17 protein-coding genes are annotated in these 21,030 nt (G+C 44.9%); 2 read left to right on the top strand and 15 right to left on the bottom strand.

The window, feature by feature from the left end:
* Positions 1 to 652: 652 nt before the first annotated feature.
* From G358_RS0127995 to asnB, 3 genes are all read right to left on the bottom strand, one after another.
* Positions 653 to 1,879, bottom strand: coding sequence for an RtcB family protein (locus G358_RS0127995; RefSeq protein ID WP_019640582.1), 1,227 nt, complete (start codon positions 1,877 to 1,879; stop codon positions 653 to 655).
* 86 nt (positions 1,880 to 1,965) lie between these two features.
* Entirely contained in the window at positions 1,966 to 2,997 is a 1,032-nt protein-coding gene (locus G358_RS34340) for an asparagine synthetase B family protein (protein WP_276203579.1), read from the bottom strand.
* A gap of 19 nt (positions 2,998 to 3,016) precedes the next feature.
* Positions 3,017 to 3,877 (bottom strand): asparagine synthase (glutamine-hydrolyzing), encoded by an 861-nt coding sequence (gene asnB, locus G358_RS34335; RefSeq protein ID WP_051107743.1) that lies wholly within the window; start codon positions 3,875 to 3,877, stop codon positions 3,017 to 3,019.
* A 181-nt stretch (positions 3,878 to 4,058) separates the two neighbouring features.
* Here asnB and G358_RS0127985 point away from each other — a divergent pair, with 181 nt between their 5' ends.
* Both G358_RS0127985 and G358_RS0127980 read left to right on the top strand, forming a co-directional pair.
* The gene (locus tag G358_RS0127985) at positions 4,059 to 5,255 is read left to right on the top strand and encodes a DUF5780 domain-containing protein (protein WP_420836077.1); all 1,197 of its coding nucleotides are present in this window, start codon (positions 4,059 to 4,061) and stop codon (positions 5,253 to 5,255) included.
* Between the two features lie 104 nt (positions 5,256 to 5,359).
* Positions 5,360 to 7,009, top strand: coding sequence for an ABC transporter ATP-binding protein (locus tag G358_RS0127980; RefSeq protein ID WP_019640579.1), 1,650 nt, complete (start codon positions 5,360 to 5,362; stop codon positions 7,007 to 7,009).
* Positions 7,010 to 7,029: 20 nt separating this feature from the next.
* On the opposite strand, the gene G358_RS0127975 is transcribed toward G358_RS0127980, so the two are convergent.
* From G358_RS0127975 to G358_RS0127920, 12 genes are all read right to left on the bottom strand, one after another.
* Entirely contained in the window at positions 7,030 to 8,040 is a 1,011-nt protein-coding gene (locus G358_RS0127975) for a hypothetical protein (protein ID WP_019640578.1), read from the bottom strand.
* 50 nt (positions 8,041 to 8,090) lie between these two features.
* Positions 8,091 to 9,398, bottom strand: a complete 1,308-nt coding sequence (locus tag G358_RS0127970; RefSeq protein WP_019640577.1) for a hypothetical protein — start codon at positions 9,396 to 9,398, stop codon at positions 8,091 to 8,093.
* Between the two features lie 63 nt (positions 9,399 to 9,461).
* Positions 9,462 to 9,989 carry a hypothetical protein gene (locus tag G358_RS0127965; RefSeq protein WP_019640576.1) on the bottom strand — a complete coding sequence of 176 codons (528 nt, stop codon included), beginning with the start codon at positions 9,987 to 9,989 and terminating at the stop codon, positions 9,462 to 9,464.
* A 39-nt stretch (positions 9,990 to 10,028) separates the two neighbouring features.
* A complete protein-coding gene (locus tag G358_RS0127960; RefSeq protein ID WP_019640575.1) occupies positions 10,029 to 10,565 on the bottom strand; it encodes a hypothetical protein in 537 nt (178 codons plus the stop codon).
* A gap of 19 nt (positions 10,566 to 10,584) precedes the next feature.
* Complete coding sequence (locus G358_RS0127955; protein WP_019640574.1) at positions 10,585 to 11,697, bottom strand: hypothetical protein; 1,113 nt, start codon at positions 11,695 to 11,697, stop codon at positions 10,585 to 10,587.
* Positions 11,698 to 11,860: 163 nt separating this feature from the next.
* Positions 11,861 to 12,466, bottom strand: coding sequence for a hypothetical protein (locus G358_RS0127950; protein WP_019640573.1), 606 nt, complete (start codon positions 12,464 to 12,466; stop codon positions 11,861 to 11,863).
* Between the two features lie 27 nt (positions 12,467 to 12,493).
* Entirely contained in the window at positions 12,494 to 14,980 is a 2,487-nt protein-coding gene (locus G358_RS0127945; RefSeq protein WP_019640572.1) for an NlpC/P60 family protein, read from the bottom strand.
* A 141-nt stretch (positions 14,981 to 15,121) separates the two neighbouring features.
* Complete coding sequence (locus G358_RS0127940; RefSeq protein ID WP_019640571.1) at positions 15,122 to 17,419, bottom strand: VirB4-like conjugal transfer ATPase, CD1110 family; 2,298 nt, start codon at positions 17,417 to 17,419, stop codon at positions 15,122 to 15,124.
* Between the two features lie 10 nt (positions 17,420 to 17,429).
* Entirely contained in the window at positions 17,430 to 18,041 is a 612-nt protein-coding gene (locus G358_RS33750) for a PrgI family protein (protein WP_019640570.1), read from the bottom strand.
* A gap of 16 nt (positions 18,042 to 18,057) precedes the next feature.
* Positions 18,058 to 18,900, bottom strand: a complete 843-nt coding sequence (locus G358_RS0127930; protein ID WP_019640569.1) for a VirB6/TrbL-like conjugal transfer protein, CD1112 family — start codon at positions 18,898 to 18,900, stop codon at positions 18,058 to 18,060.
* 79 nt (positions 18,901 to 18,979) lie between these two features.
* On the bottom strand, positions 18,980 to 19,186 hold the full coding sequence (locus tag G358_RS0127925) for a hypothetical protein (protein ID WP_019640568.1): 207 nt from the start codon (positions 19,184 to 19,186) through the stop codon (positions 18,980 to 18,982).
* 16 nt (positions 19,187 to 19,202) lie between these two features.
* A complete protein-coding gene (locus G358_RS0127920) occupies positions 19,203 to 20,885 on the bottom strand; it encodes a VirD4-like conjugal transfer protein, CD1115 family (protein ID WP_169447464.1) in 1,683 nt (560 codons plus the stop codon).
* Positions 20,886 to 21,030 lie beyond the last annotated feature (145 nt).

The raw sequence follows: 21,030 nt of genomic DNA, 5'->3' as shown, positions 1-21,030 counted from the left end.
TGATGAGTTTACGAAGTGCCGCCGCCGAATGTGGAATGCTCCCGTAATAGCGAGGGGCTTCCCCGGTTGAATCCGCAATGGCCACCGAAATTTTTTCTTTGGATACATCTAAACCGACGAATTTTGTGATAGACTGCATAGTATCAGCTCTCCTTTGCTATGTAGCTCTGAAATGGTTGGTCTTTCCACTTTCCATTTTAACCTACGAGATGTAGCAATGTGGAGGGCTGTCTGTTTATCGTTCATCATAGCTAGAATCAAACAACAGTCGCTGATGACTAAATCCAATCTTTGCAAGGAATAACATTCTCCAAAACCGAAGAAACGTGGTTTTCCAGCGTGACTTCCTGCGTGACTCCGTGGCCATTCGTAAATACTTAGTATAGGATGCAGAAATCTGTAAATTCTGCAGGGTGAAGGACAATATAGGCGTTATTTTCAGGCCTGGGGCTTTCACTGTAATTTTCGGGTAAATAAATCATGACCACCCGTCCTGAACTGCACCCCTAATGTTAGACACCATCTAACATATTGGGGGTGCAGTTCATAGCGGGTCGTTTTTTGCTTCGCGCGTTTCACGCACTCAACTGGCTAAATCCTAAAAAATGAAAAAAAGCCGCGGGAATAATTCCGCAGCTTGTATCATAATAACTCAGTCTTTATACGGATCGAACTCGTCCGCTCCCGCCATACATACGCCGATCGGCTTCAGCACATGCAGTACCTCGATCGTCTCCTGATGAGCCTCCAATACGTCCTGCAGCTTGCGATACACGAAGGGGCTCTCGTCAGTACCCGCACCGCGAAGCTCAACGCCGAAGTCCCGTACGGCATCCCGCATCTTTTTGGCGGTAATTTGGCCGCCGCTTCGTGTACGGGTTTTCCAGTTCATTTTGCCCGCCGCCTGGGTCCGGCTCATTATGCGCCCCGCTCCATGCACAGTACTATAATAAGCGTCACGATTCTCCGCCGTATCCTTGCCTTTGACGATTACAGAAATGTCCCCCATGCTGCCGCCGATAAAGCCCAGTTGCCCAGGTGCGGAAGGGGTCGCTCCCTTTCGGACAATAATGACGTCCTTCCCGTTATGCGTCTCCTTCCAGGCATAATTATGATGATTATGCACCTCGAAATCCGCTTCGGCTCCCAGAATCGCCAACACTTCCTGCATAACATAGTCTCTGCCTGCATAAGCATAACTTCCAGCCAGCTTCATCGCGCGATAATACATCTCGCCAAGCTCACTGCTCAAGTCCAACAGCACCGGAGACTGATCCATCGTCTCGCCGGGTGCTTTACCCAGAAATGGTCTGTTCGCTGCCAGATTTAGAAATCCGCTGGCCGTCTTATGCCCAAACCCGCGGCTTCCAAAATGGTTGCCCACCCACAGCCGGCCTGTATCCTTTTCTTCGAATAAATCGACGAAATGGTTGCCGCTGCCAACCGTGCCCAACTGATCGCGGGCCAGCGCTTTCAGCTTATCATGCTCCTGCCGGCCGATCGCCTGAAAAACGGCCCAATCCGGGTCATCGAACAGCTCATGATCCAATCTGTCCCGATTGACCCGGCCAATGCCAAATGAAATTTTACCGGCAATCTCATCCATAATCTTGCCCAGTCTTTGCTTTATGTCTCTCGCGTACATATTCGTCCGCACTGCCTTATTCCCGCAGGCGATATCGTAACCGACACCGGAGGGAGAAATTTGCCCGTCATACACGACGACCCCGCCGATCGGCTGGCTGTATCCTTTATGATGATCCGCCATCAACAGCGATTGAATGACCCGGCCCGTGGCAGCGCACATTTTAGCTTGTACAAGCGCACCTTCATCCGGCTTTCCCCAAACCCGTACACCGTCTATATTTTGATATGCCATAATTTCCTCTCCTGAATAAATATTCATGAAGTAAAATGATAAAATGCTATACACAAGCTTACCATAATCTACAGCCTTTAGCCCCTCTAAGGATGCTTGACTAAACTTCCCCTTACCAGCTCTCCCCTGACAGGAAGCTGAAAAGAATACACCTGTTCAATATAAATCTGGTGCCATAGCATAAACATCAGCACCGTCCATAATTTACGGCTGGCATCTATTTCCCCCTTTTTGTGCATCTCAAGCAGTTGCAAGACATAGGTCTTATCCAGCCATTGTCCAACATCAGCGGTAACAATCAGCTGTTTGGCCCAATCGTACCATTCGTTTCTTAACCATACTCTGGTCGGTACAGGGAATCCCAGCTTCCTCCTGCCCTCCACTGCCGCAGGCACAATGCCCTTCATCGCATGGCGGAACAGCATCTTTGTCGCCTGTGGCGTAACTTTGTACTTTGCCGGAAGCGCAGCCGCAAATTTAAACACTTCCGTATCGACATACGGGACTCGCAGTTCGAGCGAATTCGCCATGGACATTTTATCCGCCTTCATTAGAATATTGCCCCGCAGCCAGGTATGGATGTCGATATACTGCATTTTGGTAACCGGATCATACCCCGAGGCATTATTATACAGCGGTGCCGTAATAGAGGTCGATGGCACAATTCCGCCGGATTCCATCCACCTCCGGGTGAGCAGCTTCTTTTTCTCCTTATCCATAAAAATTTTGGCATTGCCAAAAAATCGCTGCTCAAGCGGCTGGCTCCCTCGTTCCAAGAAGCTCTTCCCTTTCATTCCTTGCGGCATAAGCATGGCCAAATAACCGATCATGCGCCTCATATCACCCGGTATTTTATCAAAAAAACGCAGCGAATGCGGTTCACGATAAATGTTATAACCTCCAAAAAACTCGTCCGCTCCTTCACCTGAAAACACCATCTTCACATGCTGGCTTGCCAACTTAGATACGAAGTACAGCCCTACGGCAGACGGATCGGCCACCGGTTCGTCCATATGCCACATCAACGAAGGCAGCACGTCCATATATTCCTTCGCGCCAATGCATATCTCGTGATGCTCCGTTCCTAAATATTGGGCTGTTCTCCGGGCCTCGTCCAATTCGCTATAGCCGGATAGATCAAATCCGACGGAGAAGGTTTGGGTTCTCCAAGTTATGCAGCAGCGCAGCTAAGCCACTGGAGTCAATTCCTCCGGATAAAAACGTCCCCCGCTTCGTATCCGAGTTTCTGTGCAGACGGACCGATTCGGTGATAACCGCCCGGGCTTCCTCAACTAAATCCCCAAAAGACCGGGCTTCGTCCGGATTAAACTGCACTTCAAAGTAGGGGTGGATCGTAAGGCCTTTTTGCGTAATCGTCATCGCGTGCCCCGCCTTCAGCTTGTTGATCGACTTGAACATCGTGGCAGGCTCGGGCACGTACTGAAATGTCAAATAATGATATAGTGCATCTTCGTCTACCTCGCGCGCGCATTGTTCTGTGGCGAAGAACGATTTGATCTCCGAACCGATAATATATCCCCGAGGAGTATCGCTATAATATAGCGGCTTAACGCCAAAATGATCACGGGCGGAAAACATCAGCTGTTGTCTTTTATCCCAAATCGTAAAAGCAAACATGCCTCGCAAATATTTCGGACATTCCGTTCCCACTTCCTCATATAACCGTAACAATACTTCTGTATCTGATCGTGTATAAAATACATGGCCTTTAGCCGCCAACGACTGCTTCAGCTCTTGATAATTATAAATCTCGCCATTGAACACGACCCACACTTCTTGAGTCTGATTTCCCATTGGCTGTGCCCCCTGCTCAAGGTCAAGCATGCTCAAGCGTCTGAATCTCAGGCCGATATGCTCTTCCACAAATATCCCTTCATCGTCTGGTCCGCGATGGGCAATTACGTTCGTCATATTAAAGAGCTCTCCAGGGTCTACAGGAACCTGATTTTTATTAAAAATGGATACGAATCCACACAAAGTGTATTTCCCCTTTTCAGTTAATTTCCAGGTGCAGTATGCTTGCTTAGTATAAACGAGTGTTATAAATAAAATTTCTCAAATTTGTAAATGAATTGTTTCCAGTTGGAATGAACACCTAGAAGGATTAAGCAAATATTTGTTGAATTATATATTTTGCCTATTTTTCCACAACTACACAATGAAAGGGAGTTTAATGATGGATTGTAAAAAATGCGGGATGCCGCTGCAGGAGGACAGTTTGTTTTGCAAAAAATGCGGGGCAAAAGTCGGCAGCCCGGATTCAAGCGGAAAATTAAAAACGAATAAAATGAAATGGCTAATTATGGGCGGTGCTCTTGCAATTGTGATTGTTGCAGGCGTGCTGTTTTTCATTTTTTCCCAAAGAAATAATTCCGTGAGTACTTTTAAAAATGCAATACAGGACAACAAATATGGAGAGGCTATTGAAGTTTATGTGAATGAAATCAAGGGGGATCTGAATAAGGAAACAGAGGTTGTGGCCTTTCTGCAAGCGGAAATCGGGCAAATCAAACAAGACTTCATTAACAAAAAGGCGGATTTCAATGCGGCAGCAAGCAGACTAGAAGCGATTAAGAAGACGAACCTTCTTACCGCAGAAGTTAGTGCGGCTCAAGCGGAGATGAACGATCTTAATGATTCGAGGGTCGCATTTAAATCAGGGGAAGAGCTGATGCAAAATCAGAACATGAAGGGAGCGATTATGGAATTCACCAAGGTGATCGACTCCGATCCTCAATATGATCAAGCCCAGGAACTGATCCGCAAAGCATCGTCTGATTACCAAGCGGCCGTCTTGAGCGATGCACAGCAGCTTGCTTCCGAACAACAGTTTGAGCACGCAATTTCTGCCATCAATGATGCGCTAGACATTATGCCAAACGACTCGGAGCTGGCGGCAAAAAAATCGGTCTACGAAAATCAGAATAAGGAAAAGCTGGCGGTGGAACGCAAGGAAAAAGTAGAAGAATTAAAGGCGAATCAAGAGCTTAGCGTTGTAGAAACGCGGATTGTAGATGACTATATATTTGATCAAATGGCCCAAGTGATCGTCCAGAACAACACGGATAAAGTCGTTAAAAAGTATAGAATCGGGTACATGGGATTTGATAAAGATAACTATCCTGTCAAATTCGGTTTGCTGAACGAGTCTTTTTTAAGAGAGGGGGTTGCTGAAGCTACGATACAACCTGGAGAAAAACACGGAAGCAATAAAAAGTGGGAATTGTTTGAATCCAAAATAGTAAAAATCATTGCTTGTGTTAAAAATGTTGAATATTTCGACGGTTCCACATGGGTAAATGAATACTACGATTATTGGGTTGAAGATCATAAAGATAAACCGCTGCAGCCCTAATCATTCCTAAGTCACCATAATATATTGTCATTTTTATCATAGGCATCCTTTAACAACTGGTTATAAAATGAAATTAATCTAAAACAGAAGATGGAGAACGTATTATGCGGAATAACCTGCGATTGATTTGGAAATATAGCAGGCTGTTTAAACGCCAAATGGCTGGAGCTTTTCTTATTTTAATTGTTCTCACTTTAATAGGCTTGATTCCGGCTTTTCTAATCCAGCGGATATTTGATGATGGCCTGCTGGGGAACAATTACAGGATCGTGCTGGGCTATGGCTTGCTTCTGGGCGCCGTCTATATATGCAGGAGCATTTTGAACTATATTTCCACTTTTATATTTACTAGGATGAGTCAGGGAATTATTTACAATATCAGAGAAGAGATTTCACAGAAATTGTTCAAGTATCCCTTAGATTTCTATAACTATAAAGAGAGCGGCTATATTACCTCCCGGTTAAATGAAGTGAACCATTTAACCGGGCTATTTTCAGCCAATACTTTTAAAAGCGTGCTCGGTTTTTTTGAGTTAGCGGGCGTGCTCGTAATTTTGTTTCTGTACAGCGTTCCGTTAACTCTGATTATGTGCTTGCTCATTCCACTATACTATTTGATTTCCACCCGGCTGATGGGGTCCATCGCTAAAATCACCAAAGAAATTGCCGAGAAAAGCGCACAGCTCAACAGCAAAATCCAGCAATCGGTCAGCGGGATTGAAGAGGTCAAAAACCTGTCGCTGGAGGATAAGGAAGCGCAGCAAATCAATGCAGCTACGCAAAGCTTAATGAAAGCCAATGTAAGGCAGTCCCTTCATTATTCACTGGGCCTGGAACTGTTGATCCTCCTCGGCTCCCTTTCAACGGTGCTGTTGATTATCGCCAGCGGACCGTGGATCATCAACGGCAGCTTGACGATCGGGGTGTATATGATTTTTCTAAGCTATTCACCCAAGCTGTATACGCCTATTCAAACCATTTCCAGCACTGCCCTCACGCTGCAGCCCGCTCTGATCAGCTTGCAGCGGCTTAAAATCTTTCTTGAGGAAACGATCGAAGATGAGCAGGATGCCGGCAAGCCGCAAATCGGTGATATTCACAGCGTAGCTTTCCTCCGTACAGGCTTTGGATATACGCAGGGGGCAACGCTTTTCCGTGATCTTTCCTTCAGATTGGGGAGGGGCGACCGGCTTATGATCAAGGGAGAGAACGGCACAGGGAAAACGACCATTTTCAGATTGCTTATGGGTTTGTACGATTGTACAGAAGGGGATATTCTGCTGAACGATATGAACATCAAAGAGATCTCCCGAAAATCATTAAGACAGCGCGTTGCTGTCGTTTCACAGAAAATATTTCTGTTCAATGACACGATTGAAAACAACATTAAATACGGCATGGAACACGCCGATGAAGCGAAGCTCGACAAAGTAATTCATCTAACGGGACTGGAGAAGACGATCGCCAAAATGAAGGACAAGCCGGATGCCGCCATCGGGGAGAACGGCAGCCAGCTCTCTGGAGGGGAAATTCAGCGTATTGCGATTGCCCGGGCTCTACTAAGGGATGCACACATCTTTTTGTTTGATGAGATCGCTGCTCATTTGGACGTTGCTGCCAAGCAATGGATAAGAAATCTCCTTGCTACCGAATTCAAGGACAGCATCTGTATTTTTATTGATCACGAGGATTACTTCGATGACCTGTGCAATAAGGAGATTACTCTGGAAAATTACAAAACCTCCCCTGCGTAATAGGGAGGTTTGTAATATGATTAATGCCACGCTTCGCCGTCTAACAATTTTGCGATATTGCGTGATGATTTTTCGGCTGTAGGGCCAAGCAGTTCCTCTATATTAAAAAATTTCGTTCCCTGCAAAGGATATTTGCTTGCTTTGGCAAAGTTGGTTTCCACAAATTCATCCACACAGAAAAACTTATGATCCTTCTCCACCTTCCACCCATATCCCCGGGAACTGTTAATGGCTTCCAGAATATTATTCTGTTGCTCTGGAGTGAGGGCAGCGGTTTGCGATTTAACGATTAGCTGCCCGTTCACTTCATCGGCTTCAACAATGTTGACGATTTTACCGACGGCTTTAATCGCTTTCTCCTTATACAGCGCGATATATCCATGCTCTGAATATCCTCTGGCTGCGGGATCGTAGTATAGCTTGTATTTTAAATTATCATCATAGGTCCTGCCTACCGGGACTGTTCTCATCATCTGGTCGCGATTGGACAACAGACCTTCATGCGAACAATATTCCCTGTAGTCGTTAAGAATATCGTTGAATTCATAGTCGCGCTCATCTATCACATCGCTTACTAATGAAATGATGCGTTCAAATGTGGAATGCACATGCTTTATATTTTTATGAAATGTTTGGTTCTCGGTCTCAATCGCCTGCCGAATTTCCGTCTCCTGCTGCGTTGACAGCGGATAGGGGCTAAGCGTGAGCATAACTTGATAATCCTCTTCCTTGAAAGTCTTCAGGTGTTGTTTCACCTGGTTGATGTCGAAATCCTTGCCCAGTTTGGTTTCAATGACAACATTGAAACTGTTCTGCTTGATTTGCCCATCCGGCACAGAACCCTTGCTTTTAATTTGCATATCAAAAATAATGCCCGTTTCGAAATTTTGGATATCGCCGCCAACTAAACTTTTAATGAACGTATGAAATTTACTGGACGAAAAATGATACAGCCTCGATAGCAGCAGCATGGCATTTCCCGTCGTGACATTTTCTTTAGAGTGGTATCTTTGAAAATAATGAATTTTCATATGATTTTCCGTCCTTTTCGGCAGGTCGTCATGGCCTGCTGCATCGATGATTATTGTTTCTTTAGCTCGGGCATCTTCATGTCATAGAATCTAATGATCTTATCGCTTTCATTATAATTAAATATTTTCTCTGCTGTCGTCCCCCCAGTAGTCAAAATAAGTGTATGGGGAAAGAGATCGTCTTCGTAATCATGTTTCAGCTTGTAGGTTCCAGTTTCTTTATGGCCTTCGTAAGACATCGAATAGGTCCCGTCTGATTTAAAAACATAGGTCTGATGCAGCACATTCCCGTCCCTTGCCGGATCAACCGATCCTTTCCACGTTCCAATGAAGCCTTTTTTGATAGCGGCTCTTTCTTCCTCAGTGACCACGTTCGGCACCACTGTCACCTTTCCTTTATACCGGTTGGGATCTGTCAAAGAACCGCTTATGGCTACCGGTCCCGACTTATCCAACGTATCTGCATAAGGAAAAGATTTGTTATAAAGTGTGTATGAACCTGCTTCGTTCTCGAAGATTTTGATGTGTTCTAAAGTGAAGGTTTGCTTGTGATCGAGATCGGTGACGTCCATCGTGACGAGATAGTGGGATTCTGTAGAAGTGATCTCCGTGATGGTAAATGCATAATTAGCCTTAGGTACGGCGTTCTTATCTGCCTTTTTTAATTTCCCCTCATAATCTTTTACAATGAAGCCTTGGGCGGAGAAAACAACCTCCGTCGTTTCGTCGGTACTAATCCAGCTTCCGGGAAGAAGCTGGTTAATGGTCTCCCTGTAGTATTCCTGCAGCGTCCCGCCATCGGGTTGTTTCCCCTTCAAGCTTTGCTCAGCCAGTTCTTCGGTCATATAGTATGTATGCGAATAGGTCTTATTATCTGAAAAAAGTACGATTGCCGCGCCCTGCGTTTTTACGATGAATTCCTTGGCCGTGCCGAAAGTGTCGGTCAGGGTAATGACCTCCCCCTTAACCTCATATTGGCCAGGAGCCAGCCAAGCGGACGAAATGTAGCTTCCATCGTCAGAAAATGTGATTGTATCCTTATCCGAGCGGTCGCTATACCAAGTGCCTATCACTTTGACCTCACCGTTGCTGTCCTTCACAGCTTGCATGGTATTGGCGGTGGCATCAGCTTCCGCCGCGTCAATTAAACCAGCAGTTTCACCTGCATTACCTTCTGAATTGATTCCTGCATTAAGGTCTGCGTTAATTCCTTCATTAACGCCTGCATTGAGGCCAGTGCTTTGGGCATCATTCGTAATGTTATCTCTCCCATTTTTGATGATGGCCACCACAAGCAGGACGATAACGGCTAACGCCGCGACAGCAGCGATAAATATTGCCTTTGTACGATGCTGCATATTCTCCTCCTCAGTAAATCATTTGCGATCAACTTGCGATCAACGTTCCTAGGTTCACTTCTTCTAGTCGTTATCTCCGTAAATATCGATATGATCAAATCTTATACCCTTCGCTTCTAAAAAGGGGACTTCCCTATACCGAATAGTGATCATCACCTTGGGCGAATGCCTTAAATTGATGGAAGAAGTTATGGAGCCCCAATCATATTGGAACCACAGTTCATTGCTTTCTCGATGATTCCCTTGGATTTGATGCTGCAAGAATTCATCATTATATTTTTTAATGGCGTAAGCGTAATCCTCTTCTGTAACATCAGTTGGCCAATCCGGCCAATCGTAAAAATCCGGGCGCGTAAGTTTTATTTCATCGACATAATTATAATGTGAAACATGGATGTTGATACTCATTTCAAACCCATCTATCATTTGGGTCTTTAAAAAGTAATTGGGTTTCTTGGGATTATCCTTATCTGATTCATGATACAATTCCGTTTGATATAAGGGGGACTTGAAGAAATCCTCCCTTGTCATGCCCGGATATAATTCGACTCCTTCTTTTAATACAAATCTTCCTGTTGTTAAGTCGATCATTAAAAGCCCCTTTCGAAAGATCTCAATAAACTATCAGTTTCATTTATTGTGATTTGTATTTCCGAAAATATCGATATGTCCAAATGTCATACCTTTCGCTTTTAGAAATGGAACTTCCCTATAGCGAATAGTGATCATTACTTTAGGCGTATGCCTTAAATTGATGGAAGAAGTTATAGAACCCCAGCTACTTCTGAAGCTTATTTCGTTTCCTTCACGTATACTTCCCTGAACTTGATGCTGGAGGAATTCATCGTTATATTTTTTGATGGCGTAAGCATAATCCTCTTCTGTAACATCGGTTGGCCAATCCGGCCAATTGTAAAAATCCGGGCGCGTAAGTTCAATTCTTGTTACATAATCATAGCTAGAAACAACAATATTAATACTCATTTCAAAACCATCGATGTTTTGTGTTTTTAAAAAATAACTGTAATTCTTCAGGTCATCTTTATCCGATTCATGAAATAATTCCGTTTTATATAAGGGAGACTCGAAGAATTCCTTTCGTGTCATACCTGGAAATAATTCGACTCCTTCTCTTAAAACAAATCTTCCTGTTGTTAAATCAATCATTATTACATCCTCCCTCAATTTATCTTTCTATGACCGAGCCTTTTGCTAAGGAAATAATATTAATTTTACTAAGTCCTGTATTATTTCTAATGATATCCTTTTGCATGTCTAACAAAGATGAACACTTTTTGAATAACTCCATTCGCCTGACTATAGATGATGTTGAATTAATATGATTCATTTCAGCTTCCAGATTACAAATTTTTCTGCTAACTTGAATAAAATGATTCAAATTATATGGCTGTAGCAGTTGGTCGACTTTCATTTTTCTTTGATCAGCGGGTTTAAGTAACTCTCCTTCAATTTTTTTCATTAGATTCTTGTTTAATTCATCTATTTTCTTCTCAGTTTGTTCTCCGCTCTCTCTATATATTGTTTTACTATTAAGATAACTATTCTTCTCATCATAAGTAGGGGCATTTAAAAGGCCGATAATCTCGTTGCTTTGTTCTATGTCTTCTGTGTATTCACTAATACATGAATTTATTTCTTGTAATTGTGTTTCACAGAAATCTCTTACACTAGCATCACTGGTTTCATACATCAGAGCAGACAAATCATCTTTACATTTCTGATAACAAAACAGATCACGTTTTAGTAAATGTTGTTCATGTTTATCTTGAATAATTCCCCATTCTTGTTTACTAATAACATTATCACTCAGCTCTTCACTGCCAATCTCCTTCAGCCCAAAACTTTCATTATTCTCTCTGTTGACACCATCATAGCCTGCTATGTAAATTTGAACAAATTTGCCTTCGCCATACTCCTGGTTAGCCAAAGTTTGTTCTCCGTAAGCTGCCACGATATCGTGTTCCAAAACCGTAAAAGAAACTTTAGACCTGTATTCATACTGATTGGTTCTTGGGTTCATCCAAGGCGCCACCTGCAAGCCTTCGCTCATTTCAATCGCTGACACTTTTCCTTCTTTTCTAAGACTCTCATACACTTCGCGGGTCGTAAAGTACCCTGACCTGGAAGGCTCCAATTTAACCAATTCGGTTCCAGCCTTGATGATTGTATCTTTATATTGATCGATACCGGGGAAATCGTCGTATCCCTGCCATGCGACTGCTTCCTTGCTTGGGCTTTCGGTGTATTTGTATACTCCGTCTACTAATTGATAAGCCAACAGCTCTTCACCTCCAATTACTCAGCAGGGCTGACTTTATCAAATGCAACGCTATATGGAAAAGAGTTAGTGGCAAATCTATAAGAACCAGATTTATTTTTAGTAATTCTCATTGTATTGATTCTATAAATATGCTCACCACCTATTTCTGTCAAATCCATCTTTACAAGATAGTTAATTTCGTTAACATATCCAGTGTTTGTGTTATCTCTTTGATAACATAAGAATACAAGACAGTTTCAGCACCGATGAGTTCTCCGCTTTTCAATTTTGCTCCATGATAATTCAGGGTTATCTCCTTATCCGTAATCACAAGATCGGTGCTCTCATCGTAACTAATCCACTCCCCCGGGATGATCTCCCCAGCCACCAATGTCTGAAGCTCTTCTGGAGTTAGCTCCTTCGGCTTGTTGGCCTCCAGGCTTTCCTGGGCTAGTTCCTGCGATGAGAAGTAAGTACGCGACAGCGGCTCATTCTCATAAAATAGCACCTGTCCAGATTCATGCGATTGGATAAGCAATTCCTTCGTTGTACCGAAGGAGTCAGTAAGCCGAAGTACATCGCCCTCTACCGTATAGGCTCCTGGTGCAAGCCATACCGAAGAAGTGTACCTTCCCTCTTTGGATAAGGTAAGGATATCGTTATCCGGGCGGTCGCTATACCAGGTGCCGACAATTTTGGAGCTGCTCCCCTTGGAGCATGCGGTAATGATTACTAGGAATACAGCTGCTATAAATATAAGTAAAATTGATTTCTTATTGTGATGCATAATGCGCCTCCTATATATCTTGGAAAGTTATTTCAATCTTCCAAACACCGGATTATACTTTTGCCAATAGGAAGTATGGAACGATGTGTACTGGATCGGGTCTCCCGCATGGAGCATCTGCCCATTCCCTACATAGATTCCAACGTGTGTAATTGGATTCGGACTGTCATACGTATTATGGAAAAATACAAGATCCCCCGGCTGAGCCTCGCTCTCCCTAATCGGGGTAGTCTGGTTGTAAATTCCCTGCGCTGTCGTCCGCGGCAAGTTGCGGGTTCCGGAGTTCGTGTAAACCCAGCATATAAATCCGGAGCAATCGAATCTAGGCGGTGCAGAACCGCCAAACAGATACGGCAAACCCAAATACTGTTCGGCATACGCGATCAGATCAGAATAACCCTCGCTTGGTATGCCAGCTCCAGCCGTTGCTCCATCCAGGTAAAATTGAGGATTTAGAAGATATCCTTTTTTCTTATATTCAATATGAAGGTGGTTTCCGGTACTGCTGCCTGTGCTGCCGACATATCCAACGATGTCCCCTTTAAGGATCGTCTGTCCTGCCGATACGGCAACGCTGCTCATATGAGCGTACAGCACTTCTCTTTCGCCCCAGGTTACAACTACGTAGTTGCCGTACCCGTTTTCATCATAAGCGACGGTAGTCACTTTGCCGTACAACACATTATTAATAGGCGTACCGCCTTCCATGGCGATGTCAATCCCATTATGCTCTGACAGCTCGCCTGAGATCGGATGCAACCGCCAGCCAAAGCGGGATGAAATCCCCCAGGGCTTATCCTTGAACGGGTTGCCGAGTTCTTTTTTGACAGTGTAAACTCCAACGGTTTGCAAGGCTTCCATTCTGGACTGCTCGTCTTTGCTAAGCAGGGTGTCTATGTTCCTGTTCAAGTATGTACTGAAGCTTTCCATATGTATGTTAACGTCCAGATGCCAAATGGTTTCAGTGTAGCTATACGATTCTCCGTTCTCATCGGTGCCTGTATGCTCGATTTCCTCTTTCCATCTTTCCGTCGTATAGTTGTAAAGGGTATTATGGAGTTTATCGACCTCCGACTGAACGTTGGTTCCTCCAAAAAGGCCGTATATCCACTTATCAAAAGCGTAGTCATCATATTTCGTATCAAAAAATAACAGGATCAAATCAGCTTCGGTGGAGAAAACGATACTTGCAGGATTAACTTCATACCCGTTCACATAGTAATGAAACTGATCGACATTTCGAGTCTCTTTAGGGATGTCCTGTATTTCTTTCGTCAATCTTGCATCCAGCTCGGTAACATATTTATATGTTTTGGTAAGCTCCTTATCCTCGCTTTTCAGTGAAATCGCAGGAATAATCGAAGAAACCGCTGACGCAACGCTCATGACCAGGGCCGCAACGAAAATAATACAAGCCAGCAGACCGGCGGCTTTCACAAATACGGGATTGGCAACAGCCTTTCTAGCTACGGCAGCGATATATTTGGCTGCCTGTTGTACTTTGATCGCACTCTTTTGCACCATTCTTGCCGTTCCCTTGACGCCGGTTTTGACGGACTTCGCTGTTCTTCTTCCCGTATGCACAGTGCGCTTCGTTTTTAATATGGCATCTCTTGATTTGGTGAAAGCCTGAATCCCCAGATCGTCCGAGCCTTCGAATTCTTGAACTCCCTTGACTGCCTCAGCTTTAACAACTTTGCCGATGGAGGCCATGCCGGTGTATAGAGAGCCTGCTCCCCGCCTAAGTCTCAATAAATTTGCTTCCTTGCCCGTAAGGTTGCCTGCACGCACTTCCTTGGATAGCTGCCTGGAGTATCTGGCAAACCGATACGCTCCCCTCGCAGCGTTTTTGCCAGCCTTGACCGAATATTTGCCTGCCCGATAACCGTATTTGGATGCTTGCTGACGTGTTTTCCCCGCCATATCTTGATCCTCATCCACTACTGCCGATTGAATCCCCCTCGATAATGAGCGGCCTGCGGATCGGATGATTCCTTTAGATTCCTGTGTTCCAGATACTTTATGCTGGTGCGCTTCAGATGCAGTCGCATTGATCATCTTTTTGATCACAGTTTCCCCGAATGCATCATTTACCAGGGTGCTGTTCATCCCGCTCTTGTCGGGGTTAATCAACGTATGGATTGTTCCGGCTACGGGGGCTCCGGCCGAAGCTCCGCCGATGCTGTTCCCTCTATTTCTATTATTATTAGTAGAATAGCGGCGGGCTGTCCTCGGGGATTCACCCGCCTTGTTAGGGGATGACTCGGCTGAATAACCGTCCTCTTGCCGGGTGTCGTTGCTTGCACCGCTGCTCTTGAAGCTTTTGTATTTCCGGTAACTCCCGGCTGATCCTGCGGTCCTCGTTGCCCTGCGTCCACCCGTATAATGGCGCGTCTTGATCATCTGGTCTTTCACAGAATGATTCAAAGAGGTGCGGACGGCTTCCTTATGAATACCGGTTTTATCCTCATGAATAGCTTGGTTGCTATCAACCACCCTGAATACCTTATTCATACCTTCCTCCCCCTTTGAATGCTCTAACTTGGCATAAATGTGCCTTCATATGAAGCTGCCGTTGCATGAATCTTCCATAGTATGAATCTACCGTTGCACGAGTTTCTTACAATAGGAATCTGCCACTGTATGAATCTGCCTTTATCCGACATCTTCACCGGCTTCTTCATTGTCCTTGCTCTCATTTGCTTCAATCACTTCTTCGATCTTCGTGGTCATCATTCTGTACAGTTGTGTCTCCCTAGGGAAATTATCGATAAACGGAATAATGCTCTTTCCGGCAAACAATAGTCCATGCCCGGCTTCACTATTCGTTACATAAGACAGCTGTTTGTTACTGATGTTCAGCAGCCCTGCTAGTTCCATCCGGTCCGATGTCGCCTGATTCAGCATCATGATGAAGTCACTGTTGGACAACATGCGGCGGGCAAGATCAGATAGCAGCAAGGTCTCCACGTTTTGAGTAATTCCCGTCGGGATCGCTCCCCATTTTCTTGCCCGTGACCATAATTCGAAGAAATAGTTCGCGCAATATTCATTCACTAGCAGCAGCTGGAATTCATCGATATAGATCCAGGTTCTTTTCCCAATCGCCCGGTTCTGAGTAATCCGGTTCCATATCTGGTCCAAAACAATCAGCATTCCCATTGTCCGCAGCTGCTTGCCCAAATCACGAATATCGTATACAACAAGCCGTTTTTGGGTATCGACATTTGTCGGATGGGAAAATACAGAGAGTGTACCGTTAATATACAATTCCAAGGACAAAGCCAGGCTCTGCGCCTCCTGCTCCGGCTGATTCAAGAGCGTCTGGTAAAAATCTTTCAGCGTAGGCACCGGGTTTTTGGCCGGATTCATGAAATGAGGCTGATATGTAAGCTTACATGCCCGGTCAATGACCGTCTTTTGCGCGGCCGTCAAGCCCTGCTTCCCGCCGACAAGCAGTTCGCATAGCGACAACACAAATTCTGCTTTAAGCAAAATCGGATCATCCTCGTCCGCATAGTCCATCGTAATATCCAGCGGATTGATGTGAGCCTTGCTGCCGGCCGAAATATGAATGACTTCACCGTCAAAGCCTTGCGCCAGCGATGTATATTCCCGCTCCGGGTCAATGATGAGCACTTCGGAGTTCGGGTCATTGAGCAATACGTTAACCATTTCCCGCTTGGCGGCGAAAGATTTACCGCTCCCCGGCGTACCGAGAATGACGCCATTGGGCGCCTTCAGCGTCTTCCGGTCAAAGAAGATCAGGTTGCGGGATAACGCGTTTAATCCATAGTACATCCCGCCATTTTGAAACAGCTCCTGTGTCGTAAAAGGGATAAAGATGGCCGTACTGGCGGTCGTCAGTGTACGTTCAATCTCCACATGATTGCGGCCGACGGGCATGACGCTGTTCATCGCTTCACGCTGCAGGTAGTCCAACCGTGACATTTTGCAATTGTTTTTGCGGGCGGTCGCCATAATTTGATAAACATTATCGTTTAACGTATCCACATCTTCCGAAAAGGTGTAGACGGTCAATGTGACCTTGAACATCCGCTGGTTCTTGTTCTGTAAATCGTCAAGCAATTCTTCCGCTTCATTCAAGCTATACCTTAACTCGTATGGAATCATATCGACGTCATAACCGGCTTTGAGCGCCTTTTTTTGCTCATCGATTTTTTGCTGTTCCATGAAGCTGATTTTTTGTTTCACAAGTGAAAAAGCCTTGTCCTGCTCCACACTTTTGATGTGTATGGTCACGGTCATATCGATGGGCAGGTCTGACAGCTCGGAGATGAGCTTATCCGACAAGTCAGGCGGCAGGTCTTTCAAATAAAGTACTTGCCCCGAGTAATTTCCAAACTCGAAAATATCTTTTTCCGCAAAGTTCAGACTGTCCGGTGCAATCGCATCCTTCGTAGTCAAGCTGCTCTCAATAAGATGATCATATGTAAACATAAACCGCTCATCCGGCCTCAATTGATTATGTAGAAGCTCCAGCCGTTCCATCCCGGATAAGGTTTGGGTCTCGCAGCCAAGAGCCTTGAAATGTCCGACCAGATCCGTTTCGAGTCTCGCCAGAATAGGTATTGCTGTATGATACGCCGTTGCATACGTGGAAAAGGTTAAGTACTTCTCCCGCAAAATACTGTTCTGTCCTTCCAGCGCTTTGTCCGCAAGCATCGAGTTCATTTCTCTGCGGTATTCATCAAGAGCGTCCCCGGTAAAAGTAGAGAACATATTTTGTTTGAACACATCCTTGTCGATCCGTCGGTTCAAAATAGTGATCTGCAGCATGACCGAAGGATCGCAATAATTCAATGCTTCGCAATAACGGCTAAAAATGTCTACTTGTTCTTCGCGTTTGGCCGTCTGATAGTTAATGTCGGAAAATTTGAACGTCTTGCTGTACAGCCCTTCAACAATTTCGCAGATACCGTCCTCAAACATTCGCTTATATTTAATTTGCTGTTGAACCGATTTCGGAGCGGCTTCTTTCTTTAGCCTCTTTCTTAAGTCTGCGTTTTGCTGCTCTATAGTCCTGTCGAGCTTTCTTAATTTTTCGGATTGCTGCTTTGCTCTTTGCTTTGCGGCCTGCTTTTGTAACCGTAAAGATTTCGCACTCTCTGATGGTTTTGTTGAGCTTTTGCTCTCTTCGGTTTGGTTTTGGCTGTCCGCTGACTGCACCTTCTTCTTTTTCAAAAATCCAAGCATATTTCGATTTCCTTTCTGATTCCTTATTGGGGTCAGTAATTTTGTCAATCAACAGCTCCGTTCGATACAGTAGTTTATTTCGGCCAATCCTGTGCCTTAGAAACAATGCAAAATACTTTTCAAATGGAAAGCCGTTTTTCTTCACGAAACCAATGGCCATCAAGGGAATCGATTCGATAATAATGACATAGCTTGCCGCGTCCATCGATAGATAGAACACCTTAGTCAGCAGCATATAAGAGCCGATGGACAGTACAATGGCGGCACTGAAACATATAAGCTGCCGGATGGACAGGCCGAATAAAATCTTTTCCTTATACTCCGTAATTTCTTTAGGTATTCTGACTTCAATGGCCAACTTGCCCCCTCCTATCCTACATCGCGTTAGATATTGCCTTTGCCCATCTTCCGGTCGACATTATGGCTATGATTAGAACAATCGCATATCCCAATACACCGATGAGGCTGCCCCAAAGGTTCGCATAATTATCTGCTCCCGAAGCCATCGCATTGAATATGGCCGGCAGGAACGATAGAACGAGAAAAATAAGCGTCCCCTGCAGGCACACCGCTGCAAATGATTTCAGGAAGCTCTTGCCGATCTGGGACATTTCTTCGTTAGGCAAAGTGGCAAGAGGTATCGGTGATATGGTGAAATAAACATACAACTCGATAAACCGGGCTACGATGATAATGTAAGATATCGTGACGGCCACGAGTACGACCAAAAATATAATCATGCAAATAATTAAAGTGACCAGCTGCTTCCAAAAGCCCAATTCATCAATCATCGGTTCTATGGCAGCGAGATCAATCCCGCCGGACGGAGTGCTGCTCCCTACTACACCCGCAATCCCCGTAGTGAGATGGGTGGTAGCATCATATATAGCATTCAGGATCAGCGAAACGCTATCTACCGCAAGCTTGCACAGCACCATCCTGAACAGGACACGAAATACAATTTCCGCCCCTAAATTGTTGGCGCTGCCCCCCATGCCGTCCGTGCGGATGCTCGCCTTGTACAATTCAAGGACGAAAAACAAGGCTAGCACCGTGTAGGCCACTGGCTTCACCACATTATCCATAATCGTAACGCAATATTTATAAAGTTCAGGCATAAATGCATTCAGCGTCCCGGTTAGATCTGAACCCTCTGTCGCCATGCCCAGCAGCATATCATTGATCCACTTCAACACCTCTAAAATGGCATCTGTCAACTTAGCACCAACTCCTCTGCAGTCATAAAAAAGGGGCGGCCAGCAGCAACCAGCCTCCCCCAATATCTATTTGAGTTGTTTAGGCTGCTGTAACGTTCGCAAAGAGAGCTGCTGCAGCAATGATCATTCCTCCGCCGACAATTTGCCAGATCCCGGACTGCAAAGCAGGGCCATTCTTATCTTTTAATCCGCCGGCCAGAACGACAACGCCCCATACCAGCCAAAGGCCGCCGCCAATAATGGCGAATTTGGTTACCAATTTCAGTACATCATCAAGTAAATCCATAATTTTTTTCTCCTTTTCAATTCATCTTTGATTGATTTGTATTCCAAGCACCTGAAAAATCGTTCAACCCCTCGGCGCTAACGACTTCATGGCCAACAATTTCAAATTTCCCTTGCTTGCCGCTATCGGCAAGATAGCGAAATCTTTTATGTTTGGCCGTATTGTATTTTAAGCTTTTGAATGGCGGCAAGCCGGACATCAGCACAAGGCATTCCTCTCTTCGCAAACGCCCGATTTCAGATGCATCGATCAAGTCTCTGCCCAGTACTTGATTGTTAAGGCTGTAGCTGGCATTTTGCCCTTTTGTTTCATTCACATTTTGGTTGTCGATCGTCGTCTTGCCGATCATTTCCGAAATGCTCTTGGTCGTTTTAGTCGACTTTCCGCCAAGAAACAACAGGGTGTCACAGCAGTCGATAATCGTCTCTGCATCCTCTTTATAAATCGAATTCAATTGGGACAAGGACTGTAAAATAATAGTCGCTGATATTTCCCTGCTGCGGATCGTAGAGATTAATTTCTCGAAATTCGGAATTTTCCCTATATTCGCGAATTCATCCAGCATGCAGCGGACATGAACCGGCAGCTGTCCTCCGTACTGGTCATCCGCTTTATCACACAGCAGATTAAACATTTGATAAAACAGCATGGCCACAATAAAGCTGTATGTATTGTCTGTATCGCTCATGATAACGAAAAAGGCCGTTTTACGGTCGCCGATTTCATCAAGCTGCAGTTCGTCATAGCTCATGATCTCCCTCAGCTCTTGAATGTCAAAAGGAGCCATCCTTGCGCCGCATGAGACCAGTATGGACTTTAGCGTTTTTCCGGCAGCCTGTTTGAACTTATTGTATTGTCTGACCGGAAAGCAGTCCGGTTTGCGCCTCTCCAGCTCCTCGAACATAAGATCCATCGGGCTTCGAAAATCCTCGTCATGCTCTTTGGCCCCGCTCATGTCCAGCATGCTTACGAGCGCCGGAATATTTCGCTCCTTAAGCGGTGCTTCATAGAACAAATATCCGATCGCGGCACTATACCAAAGCTTCTCTGCTTTGACCCAGAAATCTTCGCCGCTCTGCTGGCCTTCGCCTTTCGTATTTTCGATCAACACATTGACAAGCTTCAAAATATCCTTTTCATTGCTTATGTATGCAAGCGGGTTATAGTGCATCGACTTCTTAAAGTTGATCGTGTTGAAGCTCCTTATTTCATAACCATTCTCGGCAAACAGATGACCGGTATCGGGCAGCAGCGTCCCTTTCGGGTCGGTCACAACATACGAGCTGTGAAGCTGCATAAGGTTCGGCTTGATATGGGAAAACGTTTTTCCCGAGCCGCTCCCGCCAATGACCAGCACATTTTTGTTGCGGTCATGCTCAAACTTCCTGGCTTTGGTCATACTGAGTTTTTCAGTGGCTGATAAAATTATGTTTTGGTCCTCATCGTCCTTATTCACGAAAGAAGCGATGTCCCTTTTCGTCCCCCATTTTGCCGATCCATGCTCGATCCCTCGCATATATTTCTTGGATCCTATGACGTTATACAAAAAAGCCAACCCAACAAGAGCCGCCCCGCACAAACCTGCCAGCAGGCTTGGCTTGGTGATCCCAAGCATAAAAGGTTGATTCGTAAACGAGTTTATGATCGCGTCGACAGTAGAATTCAAGTTTTGGGCAATATTCCCTTGAGTTCCTTCCAAGATAAGAGCAACCCTGTTAAAAACATAAAAAACTAGCATTGAGATGACAAAATAAAAGATGATCGCCGGCTTTATCGAGCTTCTCATATCGTCCCCTTTCTTTGGCTGCCAATTCATAGAAAGATACTAAATTAAAAAGTAGTAT

It is taken from the genome of Paenibacillus fonticola DSM 21315 (assembly GCF_000381905.1).
GTDB classification, from domain to species: domain Bacteria; phylum Bacillota; class Bacilli; order Paenibacillales; family Paenibacillaceae; genus Fontibacillus; species Fontibacillus fonticola.
The sequence above is the reverse complement of the archived record's forward strand: the minus strand, read 5'-3'. Positions and strand labels throughout refer to the sequence as shown.